This window comes from Bradyrhizobium sp. S3.7.6, from assembly GCF_054061875.1.
This window is the reverse complement of sequence record NZ_JBSSEQ010000001.1, coordinates 4,714,423-4,729,999: the sequence shown is the minus strand read 5'-3', so window position 1 is coordinate 4,729,999 and position 15,577 is coordinate 4,714,423. Positions and strand designations below refer to the sequence as shown.

At 63.0% G+C, this 15,577-nt stretch carries 13 protein-coding genes; 4 read left to right on the top strand and 9 right to left on the bottom strand.

Annotated elements, in window-relative coordinates:
- Positions 1-21: 21 nt before the first annotated feature.
- From ACVJ5M_RS22870 to ACVJ5M_RS22860, 3 genes are all read right to left on the bottom strand, one after another.
- On the bottom strand, positions 22-792 hold the full coding sequence (locus tag ACVJ5M_RS22870; protein ID WP_283016659.1) for a carbonic anhydrase: 771 nt from the start codon (positions 790-792) through the stop codon (positions 22-24).
- Between the two features lie 325 nt (positions 793-1,117).
- The gene (dnaE, locus tag ACVJ5M_RS22865; protein WP_354097668.1) at positions 1,118-4,621 is read right to left on the bottom strand and encodes a DNA polymerase III subunit alpha; all 3,504 of its coding nucleotides are present in this window, start codon (positions 4,619-4,621) and stop codon (positions 1,118-1,120) included.
- Positions 4,622-5,093: 472 nt separating this feature from the next.
- Positions 5,094-5,813 (bottom strand): outer membrane protein, encoded by a 720-nt coding sequence (locus tag ACVJ5M_RS22860; RefSeq protein ID WP_071913456.1) that lies wholly within the window; start codon positions 5,811-5,813, stop codon positions 5,094-5,096.
- A 254-nt stretch (positions 5,814-6,067) separates the two neighbouring features.
- Here ACVJ5M_RS22860 and ACVJ5M_RS22855 point away from each other — a divergent pair, with 254 nt between their 5' ends.
- On the top strand, positions 6,068-6,388 hold the full coding sequence (locus ACVJ5M_RS22855; RefSeq protein WP_063986338.1) for a DUF3551 domain-containing protein: 321 nt from the start codon (positions 6,068-6,070) through the stop codon (positions 6,386-6,388).
- A 1-nt stretch (position 6,389) separates the two neighbouring features.
- The gene (locus ACVJ5M_RS22850; protein WP_354097669.1) at positions 6,390-6,644 is read left to right on the top strand and encodes a DUF3551 domain-containing protein; all 255 of its coding nucleotides are present in this window, start codon (positions 6,390-6,392) and stop codon (positions 6,642-6,644) included.
- 89 nt (positions 6,645-6,733) lie between these two features.
- Here the strand turns inward: ACVJ5M_RS22850 and ACVJ5M_RS22845 are convergent, their stop codons facing one another.
- The 4 genes from ACVJ5M_RS22845 to ACVJ5M_RS22830 form a co-directional block, all read right to left on the bottom strand.
- Positions 6,734-7,384 (bottom strand): hypothetical protein, encoded by a 651-nt coding sequence (locus ACVJ5M_RS22845; protein ID WP_354100168.1) that lies wholly within the window; start codon positions 7,382-7,384, stop codon positions 6,734-6,736.
- 29 nt (positions 7,385-7,413) lie between these two features.
- Positions 7,414-7,974, bottom strand: a complete 561-nt coding sequence (locus ACVJ5M_RS22840; RefSeq protein ID WP_071913450.1) for a papain-like cysteine protease family protein — start codon at positions 7,972-7,974, stop codon at positions 7,414-7,416.
- Positions 7,975-8,087: 113 nt separating this feature from the next.
- The gene (locus ACVJ5M_RS22835; RefSeq protein WP_354100167.1) at positions 8,088-8,927 is read right to left on the bottom strand and encodes a phosphatase PAP2 family protein; all 840 of its coding nucleotides are present in this window, start codon (positions 8,925-8,927) and stop codon (positions 8,088-8,090) included.
- 49 nt (positions 8,928-8,976) lie between these two features.
- The gene (locus ACVJ5M_RS22830; RefSeq protein WP_084795119.1) at positions 8,977-10,854 is read right to left on the bottom strand and encodes an adenylate/guanylate cyclase domain-containing protein; all 1,878 of its coding nucleotides are present in this window, start codon (positions 10,852-10,854) and stop codon (positions 8,977-8,979) included.
- A gap of 665 nt (positions 10,855-11,519) precedes the next feature.
- Between ACVJ5M_RS22830 and ACVJ5M_RS22825 the strand changes: the two genes are divergently transcribed.
- A complete protein-coding gene (locus ACVJ5M_RS22825) occupies positions 11,520-12,827 on the top strand; it encodes an MFS transporter (protein ID WP_354100166.1) in 1,308 nt (435 codons plus the stop codon).
- Positions 12,828-12,834: 7 nt separating this feature from the next.
- On the opposite strand, the gene ACVJ5M_RS22820 is transcribed toward ACVJ5M_RS22825, so the two are convergent.
- A complete protein-coding gene (locus ACVJ5M_RS22820; protein ID WP_354097674.1) occupies positions 12,835-13,473 on the bottom strand; it encodes an HD domain-containing protein in 639 nt (212 codons plus the stop codon).
- A gap of 50 nt (positions 13,474-13,523) precedes the next feature.
- Positions 13,524-13,985, bottom strand: coding sequence for a carboxymuconolactone decarboxylase family protein (locus ACVJ5M_RS22815; RefSeq protein ID WP_354100165.1), 462 nt, complete (start codon positions 13,983-13,985; stop codon positions 13,524-13,526).
- Positions 13,986-14,094: 109 nt separating this feature from the next.
- Here ACVJ5M_RS22815 and pdxR point away from each other — a divergent pair, with 109 nt between their 5' ends.
- A complete protein-coding gene (gene pdxR / locus ACVJ5M_RS22810; RefSeq protein WP_354097676.1) occupies positions 14,095-15,504 on the top strand; it encodes a MocR-like pyridoxine biosynthesis transcription factor PdxR in 1,410 nt (469 codons plus the stop codon).
- Positions 15,505-15,577: the final 73 nt, after the last annotated feature.

The following is a 15,577-nucleotide window of genomic DNA, read 5'->3' as shown; positions in this document are numbered from 1 at the left end:
GCGCTGTGGCGCGAACCTCGCTCAGCCCTGCGCGATCAGATCGACTGTTCCCGTGGTGAGCCGGTAGATGCCACCGACGACCTTCAGCTTGCCCTGCTCCACGGCCGCATTGAGGATCGGCGCGGCCGACTTCAGCTTCGCGACGTTGTCGATCACGTTCTGCCGGATCGCCTTGTTGAGCACGTCCCCGCCCTGCTGCATCGCAGCCTTTGCGGCGGGCGCGATCGCATCGACCAGCGAGGGAATGTGTCCCGGCGGCGACGTGTTGTCCTTGATTGCCTTCAGCGTCGCATCGACCGCGCCGCAGGCATCATGGCCAAGCACCAGGATCAGCGGTGCGTTGAGCACGGCCACCGCATATTCCATGCTGGCAATGGTTTCGGTGCCGGCAAAATTTCCGGCGACGCGGCAGACGAAGAGATCGCCGCGGCCGCTGTCGAAGGCATATTCCGGCGCGATGCGTGAATCGGCGCAGCTCAGAACCGCCGCGAACGGATTCTGTCCACCGGCCAGCGCCTCGCGCTCGTGCTTGAAATCGTGGCGCCGCGCCACACCGTCGACATAGCGCGCATTGCCCTCCATCAACCGCTTCAGCGATGCGTCGGGCGACAACACGTTCTGCGGCTTGGGTGGCTGCTTGGCCTCCTTTGCCAAGGCGCCGCTCGGGAAAGCTCCGCCGGCGAAGGCCATGCCGAATGCAGCGGCGCCAAACAGCATCGCGGATCGCCGCGACGGCGCGATGTCTCGATGCAGAGATTCATGATGCAGAGATTCAGAGCACTTGTCGCACATGTGACGTTTCCCCAGGTACAGTGGGCGAATGGAAGCGCCGCGATGATAGGTGCATCGATGTGAAGAAATCACCAATGATAAATGATGCAACTGATGATTGCTGCAACGCGAACCGTGCTGCAAAGCCGAAGCGATCGCTCGCCTCACGCGCAACGACCGCACAGAGCTGCGTCCATCTGCATATATTCGAGATCGGCTGCTAAAGCATGATCCGGAAAAGGGCAGCAATTCTCACTCACCACAAACGCGGTACGCGTTTGTGGTGAGATCATACGCCAACGCCGATCCCAAGCGCGAAGACGATTCTTCCAGATCTCATCGCGCTTTACAGCTGCTGCACGTCCACCACGCCCGCGACCGCCTTGATCGCGCCGGCGATCTGCGGCGAGACCTTGAAGCGGCCCGGCAGCTTCATCTCGACCTCGGTCTCGAGGTCGAGCATCATCACCAGGGAGACCTCGCCGTCGCCGTTCGAGCGCGGCGCGATGCCGGGACTGCCGACTTTTGGCGCGGCGCCGTTCGAGGCCGCCATGTCGGGTCCGGCCAGTCGCTTGGCGATCGACTCCAGCGGCTTGGTGTCGCGCACGAAGATGCGCAGGCCCTTCTGCGTCTTGGCGGCCGCGTCATCGAGCGGCTCGGCATGCAGCACGCGGGCGCGGACGTCCTCGCCCTGCAATTCCGCGCCCAACTGGAGCAGCACGGCGGCGCCCGGCTCGAGCACATCGCGGTATTGCGCGAGGCCTTCGGAGAACAGCACCGCCTCGAAATGGCCCGTGGGATCAGACAGCCCCATGATGCCCATCTTGTTGCCAGTCTTGGTGCGCCGCTCCATGCGCGACACCACGGTGGCCGCGACCTTGCCGGCGGTGGCGCCGGTCTTCACCGCACGCGAGAACTCGGCCCAGCTCTGCACCCGCAGGCGCTTCAGGACCATCGCGTAATCGTCGAGCGGATGGCCCGACAGGAAGAATCCGATCGCGTCATATTCGCGGCGCAACCGCTCGGCCGGCAGCCAGGGCTCGATCTGCGGCAGCATGATGGTCGGTGCGTCCGCCGACATGCCGAACATGTCGTTCTGGCCGATGGTCTCGGCCTGATGCGCACGCTGGCAGGCGGCCAGGATCGAGTCCGCGCCGGCAAAGACCCGCGCCCTGTTCGGCTCCAGCGTGTCGAAGGCGCCGGCGGCAGCGAGGCTTTCAATGATGCGCTTGTTGATCGCGCGCGGATTGACCCGCGCGGCGAAGTCGGCGAGCGAGGTGAACAGCCCGCGCCTGGTCCGCTCCTCGATGATCTGCTCGATCGCCTGGATGCCGACGCCCTTGAGCGCGGCAAGCGCGTAGTAGATCGTCTTGTCACCGACCTCGAAGGTCGGGCCTGAGCGGTTGATGTTCGGCGGCTCGACCTTGATGCCGAGGCGCTGCGCCTCGGAACGGAATTCGGAGAGCTTGTCGGTGTTGTTGAGATCGAGCGTCATCGACGCTGCGATGAACTCCACCGGGTAATGCGCCTTCATATAGGCGGTGTGGTAGGACACCAGCGCGTAGGCCGCCGCGTGGCTCTTGTTGAAGCCGTAGTCGGCGAACTTTGCGAGCAGCTCGAAGATGGTCTCGGCCTGCCCCTTCGGCACGCCGTTCTTGACCGCACCGGCGACGAAGATGTCGCGCTGCTTGTCCATCTCGGCGCGGATCTTCTTGCCCATGGCGCGGCGCAGCAGGTCGGCGTCACCGAGCGAATAGCCCGACATCACCTGCGCGATCTGCATCACCTGTTCCTGGTAGATGATGACGCCGAAGGTCTCCTTCAGGATCGGCTCCAGCACCGGATGCAGATATTCCGGCTCCTCGTCGCCGTGCTTGCGCGAGCAATAGGTCGGGATGTTCGCCATCGGGCCCGGGCGATAGAGCGCGACCAGCGCGATGATATCCTCGAAACGGTCGGGGCGCATGTCGACCAGCGCGCGCCGCATGCCCTGGCTTTCAACCTGGAACACGCCGACCACCTCGCCCCGCGCCAGCATCTGGTAGCTTTCGGCATCGTCGATCGGCAGCGTCGCGAGATCGATGTCGATGTTGCGCGGCTTCAGGAGCTTCACCGCGACGTCGAGCACGGTCAGCGTCTTCAGGCCGAGGAAGTCGAACTTCACGAGCCCGGCCGGCTCGACCCATTTCATGTTGAACTGGGTTACCGGCATGTCCGACTTGGGATCGCGGTACATCGGCACGAGTTCGCTCAAGGGGCGATCGCCGATCACGATGCCGGCCGCGTGCGTCGAGGCGTGGCGGGTCAGGCCTTCGAGGCGCTGCGCGATGTCGAAGGCACGCGCCACCACCGGGTCTTCATCGCGGAACGCCTGAAGCTTCGGCTCGCTCTCGATCGCGGCGGCCAACGTCACCGGCGCGGCCGGATTCTGCGGCACCAGCTTGGTCAGCTTGTCGACCTGGCCATAGGGCATTTGCAGCACCCGGCCGACGTCGCGCAGCACGCCGCGCGCCTGCAATGTACCAAAGGTGATGATCTGCGCGACCTGGTCGCGACCGTAGCGCTCCTGGACGTATCTGATCACCTCGCCGCGGCGGTCCTGGCAGAAATCGATGTCGAAGTCCGGCATCGAGACGCGTTCCGGATTGAGGAAGCGCTCGAACAGCAGGCCGAACTTGATCGGGTCGAGGTCGGTGATGGTCAGCGCCCAGGCGACCAGAGAGCCGGCGCCCGAACCGCGCCCCGGTCCGACCGGAATTCCCTGGCCCTTCGCCCATTTGATGAAGTCCGACACGATCAGGAAGTAGCCCGCGTACTTCATGCGCATGATGACGTCGAGCTCGAACGCCAGGCGCTTGCTGTAGTCCTCTTCCGTGGTGCCCTGCGACAGGCCGTGCACGCGCAGGCGGTTGGCGAGCCCCTCCTCCGCCTGCCGCTTCAGCTCGGCCGCCTCGACCGACGCGGCGTCGGAGCTTGCGGCGGCGCCGACGGTGAAGAACGGCAGGATCGGCTTGCGCGTCATCGGGCGGAACGAGCAGCGCTCGGCGATCTCCACCGTCGAGGCCAGCGCCTCCGGAATGTCGGCGAACAGCACCGCCATCTCGGCGCGGGTCTTGAAGCGGTGATCGGGTGTGAGCTGAACGCGATCGGTCTCGGCGATCAGCCGCCCGCCGGCAATGCAGAGCAGCGCATCGTGCGCCTCGTAATCGTCGTTCGAAGCGAAATACGGCTCGTTGGTCGCAACCAGCGGCAGGCCTTTTGCGTAGGCGATGTCGATCAGCCCGCTTTCGACGCGGCGCTCCTTGTCGATGTTGTGGCGCTGCAATTCGACATAGAGGCGATCGCCGAACAGGCCGGCGAGACGCTCGCAGCGCGTCGCCGCAATTTCGGCCTGCCCGCTGGCAAGCGCGAGCGAGATCGGCCCGTCAGGGCCGCCCGTGAGTGCGATCAAGCCTTCGGTCTCACCGTCGAACCAATCGAACTTGATGAACGGCGCGTGGCTGTCAGGCGATTCGAGGAACGCGCGCGAGTTCAGCCGCATCAGGCTGCGATAGCCGCGCTCCTGGGCCGCCAGCAGCACCACACGCGACGGCAGCAGCGCGTTGCGCGCGTTGGGATCCTGGTCGCCGAAATCGATCGCGAGCTCGCAGCCGACGATCGGCTGGATGCCGGAGCCCGCCATCTTGTCGGAGAACTCCAGCGCGCCGAACATGTTGTCGGTGTCAGTCAGCGCCAGTGCGGGCTGGTGGTCTTTCTTCGCAAGCTCGGCGAGCTTGGCGATCTTGATCGAGCCCTTGAGCAGCGAATAGGCCGTGTGAACGTGAAGGTGGACAAATCCGGCGCTCGGCATGGTCGCGTGACGGCCTCTTGCAGTGAGATGGAGCGGTCGCCGGCTCCAGGGGGATCATGAGGACATCTTCCGCCCACCCAGCCGACTCGCCTCACAATGGTGGGGCGTCACCGCTTCAGAGTCCACGCCGGAGCCACGAAACGGCCGCGTCGTCCCGCTTTTCCCCAAGGGCATGACCAAGGGGTCTGGCCAGCTGCGGCCTAGAGCTGCGGAATCACCTGCGCCCAAATTGCGATCATCCCGACGAACAGCGAGATCGAGGCGAGTGCGGCGGCTTCTTCCACGAAAATCCTGAACATGGCTTGCTCCATCACCAGAACGTATGAAGAACATTGTTCTCATTTCGTTCTCGAGAGTCAAGCCACCAAAGCTCTCTCGAAAAGTGATGGTTAACTCGCTGAATTCACGCAACAAAAAAGCCCCGGCGCAAGGCCGGGGCTTTTCGACGATCGCTCGAAATGAGCGACCAGTCTCAGTAGCGACCGATCATCGGGCCGCCGAACTTGTAGTTCAGGCGGACGAGACCCATGTCGACGTCCTGACGGATGCGCTCCGAGCCGGCGAAGCCAGCGAAGGTCACGTCCTTGTCGGACAGGAAGATGTGGTTGTACTCGACGCCAACCGACCAGTTCGGCGCGAAGCCGTACTCGAGGCCGGCACCGACCGTGCCACCCCAGCGGCTGTCGCTGGACGAGGAGAGCAGCGCGCCCGCCGTGCTGGAGATCTCGTACTTGTTGCTGACCACAGCCGCACCGCCCTTGACGTAGACCAGGACGTTGTTCCAGGCGTAGCCAACCTGACCGGTGATCAGGCCGAACGCATCGATCTTGGTGCGGTTGCGGGAGGCGAACAGCGCGCTGTTGTTGTCGCCCGAGAAATCGGCCCAGTTGCCCTGGCCTTCCACGCCGAACACCCACTGGCCGGACTGCCAGCGATAGCCGATCTGGCCACCGACCGTGCCGCCCGTCGCATCGTGCGAACCTTCGCGGCCCACGCCAACGAAATCCCAGGTCGCGTGCGACGAACCGCCGCCGCCGTTGATGCCGATGTAGAAGCCGCTCCAGTCATAGACGGTCGCGATCATCGCGGGCGCCTTGGTGTAAGGCCGCGCAGCGAGGTCAGCAGCCAGCGCCGGCGCAGTCGCGCTCAGCGCGACAAGGCTCACAGCAGCAAGCAACAGATTCTTGTTCATTTGATTCCCGTTCCAGTTTCGTCGTTAGGCCCCCGGGCCGTAGGGCCGTCATATCAGCGCTCGACGGAATTGCTGTAACCCCGACGCAACAGTCGGGGCCAAAGGGCTGTGCTGCGTTAATGAATGTTTAGCAGCGCGCGCGGGAAACCCTTTGAAACAAGGGTTTTCATGAGTTCCAATGTCGACTACACGACGTATGTTGCATCTGTGCCTGGACACCTGATGCACGCACGATTGTGTGATTGGAGATTGAGATGCGCAGACAGATTGCCCTCCCCATTGTCGCCACATTTTCGCTCGCAATCGCCACATTCGCGCTCACGCTGAGTGCAAGCACGCCCGCACGCGCATTCGGCACGCATCACGCGTTCTGCCTGACCGGCCAGGAATGGCCGGGGCTGAGCAATTGCACGTTCGACAGTTACGCACAGTGTCAGGCAAGCTCGTCGGGCCGCGCGCTGACCTGCATCGCGAATCCGTATTTCACGGGCCAGAGCGACGATCCCTACGCCTATCAGAATCGTCCGCGCGCGCAGACACCGGGCTATTCACCCGGCTACTACCCACCGCGCTGAGATGCGCCGCGCCCGCTTCGCGCTCGTCGCCACCGGCCTGCTCGTCTCGGGCGTGCCGGCGCACGCGCAGACCTACGATCCCAGCTATCCCGTCTGCATGCAGATCTACGGCCCGGTCGGCTATTTCGACTGCCGCTACACTTCGCTCGACCAGTGCAGATTTCTCGCCGTCGGCCGCTCCGCGATCTGCGCCGTGAACCCGTACTTTCCGCAGAAGAGGTCAAAGGCTCCCCGACGGCTGAAGCAGGCGGACTAGGCGTGCTCCCATGCCGGGACTCGCCAACTTTGGCGCCCTTGCGAGCTTAACGCACTTGCGAGCTTTTCCATCGCGCCGACATTGCCCGCTTACCCCCTCGTCGCGGATTCAGAAGTTACTTTCCGAGCGAGGTCTTGCACGACATCCAAGAACGCGGCCGACGCCATCGGCCGATACGGCTCCAAGGCCTGGTCCGAGGGCGGTAACGTCAGCAGCAGGTCCGCATCGCCATGACAATCTCGATAATCTTGCAGCCAGAGCGCTGTCACGTGGACCGCGGGCACGGTGAGCAGGAAAGCCTCGAAGCGTCCTTCCCGAACTTCAGGAAGCTTCTCGGCGCGACGGATCGCCTCCGACGTCGCCGCCACAAACGGCCCTTCGTTCAGGTCACCCAGTTCATACGTCGTCTCATACGTCGTCGCTGCCGACTTCACGATTGTCGCAGCAGCGATCGGCTCCTGTTCCTCTCCTCCACCATCATCAGCGGCGGTGCGCCGCTTCGCTTCAATCACAAGAAATCTCCAATTGCCTAGCTTCGCAGCCGCTCTGAGTTTGTCTGCGCGACGGATCTTGCCAAAAGCCAGATAGGCAATGCGATGCGGCAGGGAAATGAAGACCGCGTCGCGCTTGGCAGTGGAAAGCCTTGATCGCGGGAATTTCGGGTTGCCCACCCGGCTGGCCACCGCTCGCTTCACAGCTACGACCGCAGCCGCCGGAGGATCGCTGGGATGAATTGCCATCTTTTCTCTCCTTTCACGGTGGCGAGGTTCTAGACCGGGGCCTTGGTGAAGTAAGTGTCCGTCCAGACACCTTTGGCGTCCTGATAGTTTGAGCAAAATCGATCAAACTGGATCTCCGGTGTTAGGCCGAAAAGGGGATCCTCGATGACCAGGCTGTCGGTATCCTCCAGATATCCGACGATCGCGACGAAGTGCGCCGGTCCCTCCTCATCTTCGTCTCCCGACCAGACCGTGCGAACACAAATGGGTCGCCCTGCACTGATCTCCTGCTGCACCTCCATTCGTGTCGCTCGTTGGTCGAGGGCCAACACGGCGAGGCAGCGGACTCGGTTGAGCGGTGATCCGAGAGAATGCGTCACATCGAATTCCAGGCCCGGCGTGCCGCAAGGGAAATCACAGCAATCATGCCGGTTCAATTCAAGGTCGGCGATGCGGCACTGCGTGAAAGTACTGGTCTCGTCGTAATAGCGCGAGATGCTGGAAGCGACGGCTGCCCAGCACCAATTGATGTGACACTGATGTTGCATCGTGAAATCTGGCGCCAACTGAATCCGTGTCCTTTCGATGACGGAAATTTCTTCCACACCCATTGCAATACCTCGTGGTTGAGATCGATTGGTCCAACTTCAATTCCTTGTGGCCGTGCGGAGCGCATCCTTGCAAAATCCAAGGATGCGATCTCGGCTGCGGCATTAGGCACTGTTCAATGCTCTTGTTTTGCCGCCTCGGTCACCGCATGGAAGGTGCTGCATTGCTGGAGGTACGGAAACACGGCTTCAGCAATGGCCTTCCCGGCAGCCGTGTCACTCGGGTAGTGGACGCCAGCGATCTCGCGATTCTTCCCGATCCGCGCGGCCAGCGCCCTCAGTGCACTCTTGGCACCGGGGATAATCTCTCCCAGCGCCAGTGCCATCAGGTGACTCTCCAGCGAATGTCCGCTCGGATAGGAGGCGTGCCAGGGCGACGCGACCAATGGGAAAAGCGCCGGACACACCTGTTGCGGCCGCCCGCGATTGAACCTGAGCTTGTAGTAGACGGCGACCATCAGCCCAACATGATCGGCCATCTCCAGAATCTTGATCGTATTTGGATGCGCAGACGGCGAAAGCATGAGGACCTGCGCAAAATAGCCGACAAGCCTCACGTCCTGATCGACGATCTCATCTGCCAACCTCTTGCGACGATCCATCGACGCCCCAAGCAGTTCATCGATCTCGCCGAAAATCACATCGTGATCCGTTGGCGGGCCGGCGACAGTGATGGTTTGCCAATCGGTCTTGGCAAATTCGAGCAATGCGATCTGGGCAAAAAAGTCAGGGCGCCAGGCAGACAGCGGGAATGTCGCCCCGTAATTCAAGCTACCGGGCAGGACTCCGACGAAACTCTCGAAGATCGGGAAAGGACGCGGGGGAATTCCACCACCAACGTAACCGCCGCTGACTGCGCCGTTTCCGCCACCACCGCCGCCGCCGCCGCCTCCGCCGCCGCCGCCACCGCCGCCACCACCGCCACCACCACCGCCTCCTCCTGCAACACCAGGCATTGTGCTCTCCATCGAGGGGCTAATAATTTGAACCGGGCTCCTGGCCCCATCAATCCGGCAACCCAGCTGCTCCTAATCGCTCGACATACAAAGACCCCTGGGGCTCCTTGAACGGACAACGGCGCGCATAGTCCGATACCCTGAAGCCGGGCAGGATGTTCTTATGGTGCTGCGAAACCTGCCGCGCTTCCTCCAGGCGACCAACCGCGACGAGGCTTGCGGCGAGGACGCGCGCGGCGTTTCCAAAACGCGGGCTGAGGGTCAAAGACTTCTTCGACCAGCGAATGGCATCGTCAAACGTTCCGTTCAGATAATGATTTTGGCCGAGCAGGCAGAAATTGAAAAAGGCCTGTTGGCCAAGTGGTGAAAGCCGGATGGCGCGCTCCGCACGGGCGATTCCGGTTGAAGCATCGCCGATGAACCCGGGGGTCCCGCTCCCGAACACCCATGCCCACGAATTGCTGGGGGATATGGCAAGAGCCCGCTCACACAGGTCCAATCCGCTGTCGTAGTCACGAAAGAACATGCTCTTGCCGTGCCCCTGTATCGCGAGCGCGAGAGCATTTTGCGGGTCTCTTTCGATGGCACAATTGGACAGTCGGATCACGTCGGCCGAATCCGCATCGAAATCCGACGACCACCCCTCCGCGATCTTGAAATTGTGCCACTTCGCAGCGAACGCGTACGGCGCCGCGTATTCGGGGTCTTCCTCGCTGGCTTTCTCGAGCAGCCCTTTGGCGCGCGAGAAGCTCGCGAAATCGAATTTGTAGAGCAGCTCAAGCGCCCGCAGGAGATAGTCATACGCATTGAGGCTCTTCGGCGGCTTTCGCAGCGCCCGCTTGATCTCTGCGCGACGCACATAGGCGGCGATCTTCTCAACGACACCAATGGCGATCTCGTCCTGGACTTCGAAAACGTCCGCAAGGTCCGTGTCGTATTTCTCGGCCCACACCACGGAGCCAGTCGCAACATCGACCAACTCGACCGAAAACCGGAATCGCTTGCCCGATCGACGAACGTGACCGCTGACGTAATAGCGAACGCCAAGCTTCTCGCCGATTTCGACGGGATCGATCTCGCGCTGACGAAACGGCATCGTCGACCCGCGAGACACCACCAGGAGCTCCTGAATATTACTCAGGCTGACAATGATGTCTTCGACGAAGCCTTCGGCAAAATAGCTGTCGTCGACCTCCGAAGAGCTGTTCGCAAACGGAAGAACGGCGATCGAGGGCAGTTTGGTTCGTCTCGAGGATTTGGTGGAAGCGCCGATCACCGTGCGGCGGTCCACTCCCGGCGAGAGCAGGAGAAAGGCATGAACCGGCCGCGACAGGTTCTTGAGATGAAGCTCACCCAGGTCGTCAAACTTGAATTCGCTCAGATCGGCGACTACTCGCAAAAGGGCCGACGACACCACAACGCCGCCCGCGGGAGCGACAGATTGCAAGCGTGCTGCGATATTGACGCCATGGCCGTAGACATCGTTCAGATCAAAGATGACAGGCTCCCAATGGACGCCGATGCGAAAGGCTATGCGGCGCTCGGGAGGTTGCAAGGTTTCAAGCCCGGTGACTTCACGCTGCAACTCGGAGGCACAGCGAAGGGCATCGAGCGGGCTCTCGAACACCGCGACGAAGCCGTCGCCGGTGTTCTTCACAATCTCGCCTCGTCGACCGATCAAAGCAGGATCGATGACGCTCACGCGAAGAGCCCGATAGCGACTATGCGTCTCGACCTCAGCAGCTTCCATAAGTCTGGTATAGCTGACGACGTCCGCCACGAGGACGGCGCGGAAAGGTCTTTCGAATTCGAGGATCTTACCTACTTGGGAATTAAAGTCCTGTTCGGCAGCACCAACCAACCTCGCACCACTGTCGTTGGCGGTGTTCGGCGACGACGGGGGGTCGCTCGTAGGCTCCGACTTCATTGATCCCTCAGCGGCGAATAAAGCCTCTTGCCGAGCAGAGTCTCGTCGTTGAACCAGTCTGCAACACGCTAAACGCAATTCGGTTGAGGCGCTACCAAAATCACCCGAATGGCTCGGAGCGGCAGCGCCACAACAAGTGGCGGCGGAGAGTAAAAGGGCTTCTTCGGATTACCTCATCTTGGCGATCAGCGGCTCGCGCTGGAATAAGGCGCCCGATCAACGCACTCTACCTTTCGAATTCCTTTTGAATTCCTTATGAATTCCTTCTGAATTTCGACAGCATTCGCGAATTCCCACTTGCACCGGGCCCCGAAGTGGAAGCCCTCGCGCCGGGCGCGATGGCAAAAGGTCGCGCCGACCGCCTCAACCGCCAATACGCTTTGCTGCAGCTATGCAACTGTTTTGCCCTCAAGCGAGTCGACCCCGTCTGTAGAGTGGATAGCGAAAGTCGCGGGAAGGCCGAAGCGCACCGATGAAGCCACAGGCTGGTGCGCGACGCGTCCGGATGGCGCCACACTTAAATCGGGACGCTGATATGCGGTATGCCTTGCATCGCGCCTCCGATGTTGACGCGGGCGGGCGCGGGTTTAAGTACGACGACAAATCTTGCAGGGGTGGCGACGTTCGCTGGGCTGATTCCCGTTGCCGCCACCAATGCAGGACACATGACGACCTCGCCTCACGCGACCTCGCCCCGCGCCTCAGCGCCCCCTCACCTCGCCATCGTCCTGTTCTCGCTCGCGATGGGTGGTTTTGCGATCGGAACCACCGAATTCGCATCGATGAGCTTGCTGCCGTTCTTCGCCGCCGACCTCGGGATCGACGAGCCGACCGCGGGGCACGCGATCAGTGCCTACGCGCTCGGCGTAGTGCTGGGCGCGCCGCTGATCGCCGTGCTTGGCGCGCGGTTCGCCCGGCGCACCCAGTTGCTGGCCCTGATGGCCGTGTTCGCGCTCGGCAACGCGCTCACCGCGCTCGCGCCGGGCTTCGGCTGGATGATCGCGGCTCGATTTCTGTCGGGATTGCCGCATGGCGCCTATTTCGGCATCGCCGCGCTGGTCGCGGCCTCGCTCGTTCCGCAGCACCGCCGCTCGCAGGCGATCGGCCAGGTGATGCTCGGCCTGACCTCTGCCACGATCATCGGCGTGCCCTTGGCCAATCTGATCGGCCAGGCGGTCGGCTGGCGCGCGAGCTTCGGCCTCGTGTCGGTGCTGGCGTTGATCACGGTCCTGCTGTGCGCCCTTTTCGCGCCGCGCGACCAGGCCGGTCAATCGGATCCACGGCGAGAGCTTGCGGCGCTCAGAAGCGGCCGCGTCTGGATCACGCTGGCGATCGGCGCCATCGGCTTCGGCGGCATGTTCGCTGTCTACACTTATCTGGCGACGACCCTGATCGAGGTCACCAAGGTCGGCCCCGCGGTCATTCCGTTCTTTCTGGCCGTGTTCGGCATCGGCGCCACGCTCGGCAATCTGTTCGTGCCGCGCTTTGCCGACCGCGCCTTGATGCCGACGGCGGGCGTCATCCTGCTGTTCGCCGCGGTCGCGCTGCTGCTGTTTCCGCTTGCCGCCGGCAATCCCTGGCTGCTCGCGGTGGACGTCTTCGCCATCGGCGCGAGCGTCTCGCTCGGCGCCGTCCTGCAGACGCGGCTCATGGACGTCGCGGGAGACGCACAAGCGCTCGCTGCTGCGCTCAATCATTCGGCGTTCAACACCGCCAATGCGCTCGGCCCGTTCCTGGGCGGCCTTGCCATTCGCGAGGGGCTGGGCTGGACCTCCACCGGTCCCGTCGGAGCCGCGCTCGCGCTTCTTGGCTTCCTGATCTGGATCGTCGCCGCGCGCGAGGCCGGAGCCGCGCCGGTCGAGGACGCCTCGAGCGACGCTGCCTTGCTGAAGGACGCTCCCGCGCGGCCGGCGCCACCGCTGGCGCCGGATGACCGAAGCCGTTCGGATGCCGTCAGGGATCCGGTGGCTTAGCGGCAGCTCAGCTTTGCCAGGGCGTGTTGCGGATGCGCGTACACACGTTCGGCTTGTGGAAGCTGGGATCGTGATCCTGGATATAGTCGAAATTGACGGTCCCGAATGTCGTCTGCGGCTTCTTCAGCGCTGAGCAGGTCTGCACCTTCAGAAACTCGTTCTTGAAATCGCCGCGCGGGAACGCAGCGATCACCTGATCGCGCTGCTCCGGCGTGTACTCGTCATATCCAACGGCCCCGACGTCCACCACAACTCCTGCCCTCGTGAGGGCGATTTCCGGTCTCATATATTCCGGAATGCCGGGTGTGGTATGCAGCGCAATCGCCTCCCAGACCAGATCGGCCTGCGGCTCGGCGATGCCGCGTGCCCGGAGAAAGTCCCGCGCGGCGTCGGCACCGTCGACCTCAAATCGCTTTGTTTCGGTGTGGTAGTGATCGACCAGGCCGAGGTCGTGAAACAGCGCCGCGACATAAAGCAACTCGGAATCGAATTTCAGCTTCTGACGCAGCCCCTTTATCGCGCCGAACACGTAGACTCGAACCGAATGGTTGAACAGCATCTCGTCTTCGTAGCTGCGCACCAGCTCGGCGGCCTCGCGCGCCAGCTTGCTGTCGGGAATTTTCACGCCGGAAATCACGCTCGTCATTTTCTAACTCCTGCCTTGCATCTGTTACGGCCGATGCCGTTCGCGGTCCGTCAGGCTGCCTTCTCGACGGCAGCCTGCGGCGTCTTACGGAAGCTGATCGCCATGCGATTATACGTGTTCATCAGACCGATCGCGATGGTGAGGTCGACGAGCTCGCGCTCCTCGAAGACCCCGCGCGCGGCTTCATAGGCCTGATCCGGCACGCCGGTATCCGCGACGCGGGTCACCGTTTCGGCCCATCCGAGTGCGGCGCGCTCGCGCGCGTCGAACAGATGGCCGGCTTCCTCCCACGCCTGCGGCAGCGCGAGCTTTTCGATCTTCACCCCGCTCTTGAGCAGATCGCGCATGTGCAGGTCGAGGCAATAGGCGCAGTTGTTGATCTGGGATACGCGCAGATAGACGAGGTTGATCAACCCCGCCGGGAGATTGCTCTGCATGATGTAGCCGTACACGCCGCCCAGCGCTTTCACACCCGCCGGCGCGATACGATCGTAGTCGAGACGCCCTGTCATTTTCCTGCTCCTTGATGACCGATGCCCGGCCCTTGTCTCCGCCTTAAATGCCCCTGCCCTGGTCCATAGAAAAGGACCAAGAACGCATGAAAATCGTGTACCATGAGGCATGACCAAACCGCTGCGGCTGGAACTGGATCGCTCTGCGAAGACGCCGCTGGCCGAGCAGATCCATGGGGGCATCAGGGCCGCCATCGAGAACGGCGTGCTCGCACCCGGAGCGCGCCTGCCCTCCTGGCAGGACTTGGCAGCCCAGCTTGGCGTCGCGCGGGGCACCGTGCGCGCGGCATATGAAAAGCTGTCCTCTGCCCAACTGATCGTCGCGTCACGCGCGACCGGCACGCATGTCGCGGATCGGCCGTCCTTTCCCGTTCGCAAGGACAAAGCCCCGGCGCCCGGCTCGTTCATGGAGATGTACCAGGAGCTCACGGCGGGGCCGGCAATCTTCCAGATGGGCGTGCCCGCGCAAGAGACCTTTCCTGCCAAATTGCTGGCGCGCATGCGCGCGCAGGCGGTTCGCGCCGAAATGAGCGCGCCGGCGATCTATCCGGATCCGCGCGGCGAGCTCGACTTGCGACGCGAGATCGCAGCCTACCTCGCGCTGGCGCGCGGGATCGCATGCACGCCGTCGCAGATCATCATCACCAGCGGTTTCAGCGGCGGACTCGGATTGGCGCTCCGTGTCCTCGGCCTCGAGTCAAAGACGAAGGTCTGGATGGAGAATCCGGGCTTTCCCTTCACGCGGCACGGTCTCGCGCTTGCAAGACTGTCGACCGCGCCGATCCCGGTCGACGCCGACGGCATCGATGTCGATTACGGCCTGAAACATGCTCCTGACGCCGCGCTCGTTGTGGTGACGCCCGGACAGCAGGCGCCACTCGGATCCACATTGTCGCTGGCAAGGCGTTCGCGCCTGCTCGACTGGGCCACCCGACGCAAGGCGTGGGTGATCGAGGATGACTATCTCAGCGAGCTTCAGCTCAAGGGCCGGGCGACGCCGGCACTTGCCTCGCTCGATCGCGCGGGCCGCGTCATCCATATCGGGTCTTTCAGCAAGACCGCGACCCCTGCCCTGCGGCTCGGCTTTGTCGTCGCGCCGGCCGCTCTGGCGTCGCGATTTGCCGAAGCCGCGGCGTGCCTCGCGCCGGCGCCCGGGCCCGCAGTGCAGCTCGCCACCGCCGATTTCATGCGCGATGGCCATTATCTGCGGCATCTCCGGCGCACGAAGCGGGTCTACGCCGCGCAAGGCGATGCATTGCTGAAACAGCTTCGGACACGCACCGCCAACGTTGCGCTTGCCGGATTGGCAGCGGTCCTGCGGCTGCCGGATGGAGCGCCCGATCTCGCCATCGCCAGGGAAGCGGCATCGTTCGGACTGGCGCCTACCCCGCTGTCGCTCTGGTATGCGTCCACGGCTTCGGCGCGCCCCGGTCTGTTGCTGGGTATCGCCACATCGCCGCAAAAGCGGATCGAGGCGTCCTGCGACCGGCTCTTCGAAATCATCGATCGTCTGACGTGACGAACGCTGTATTTCGAGAAAGCACGATGTGCTGCCCGGCGCAATAAACGCGCGCCGGCGTGCCACCGAAAGT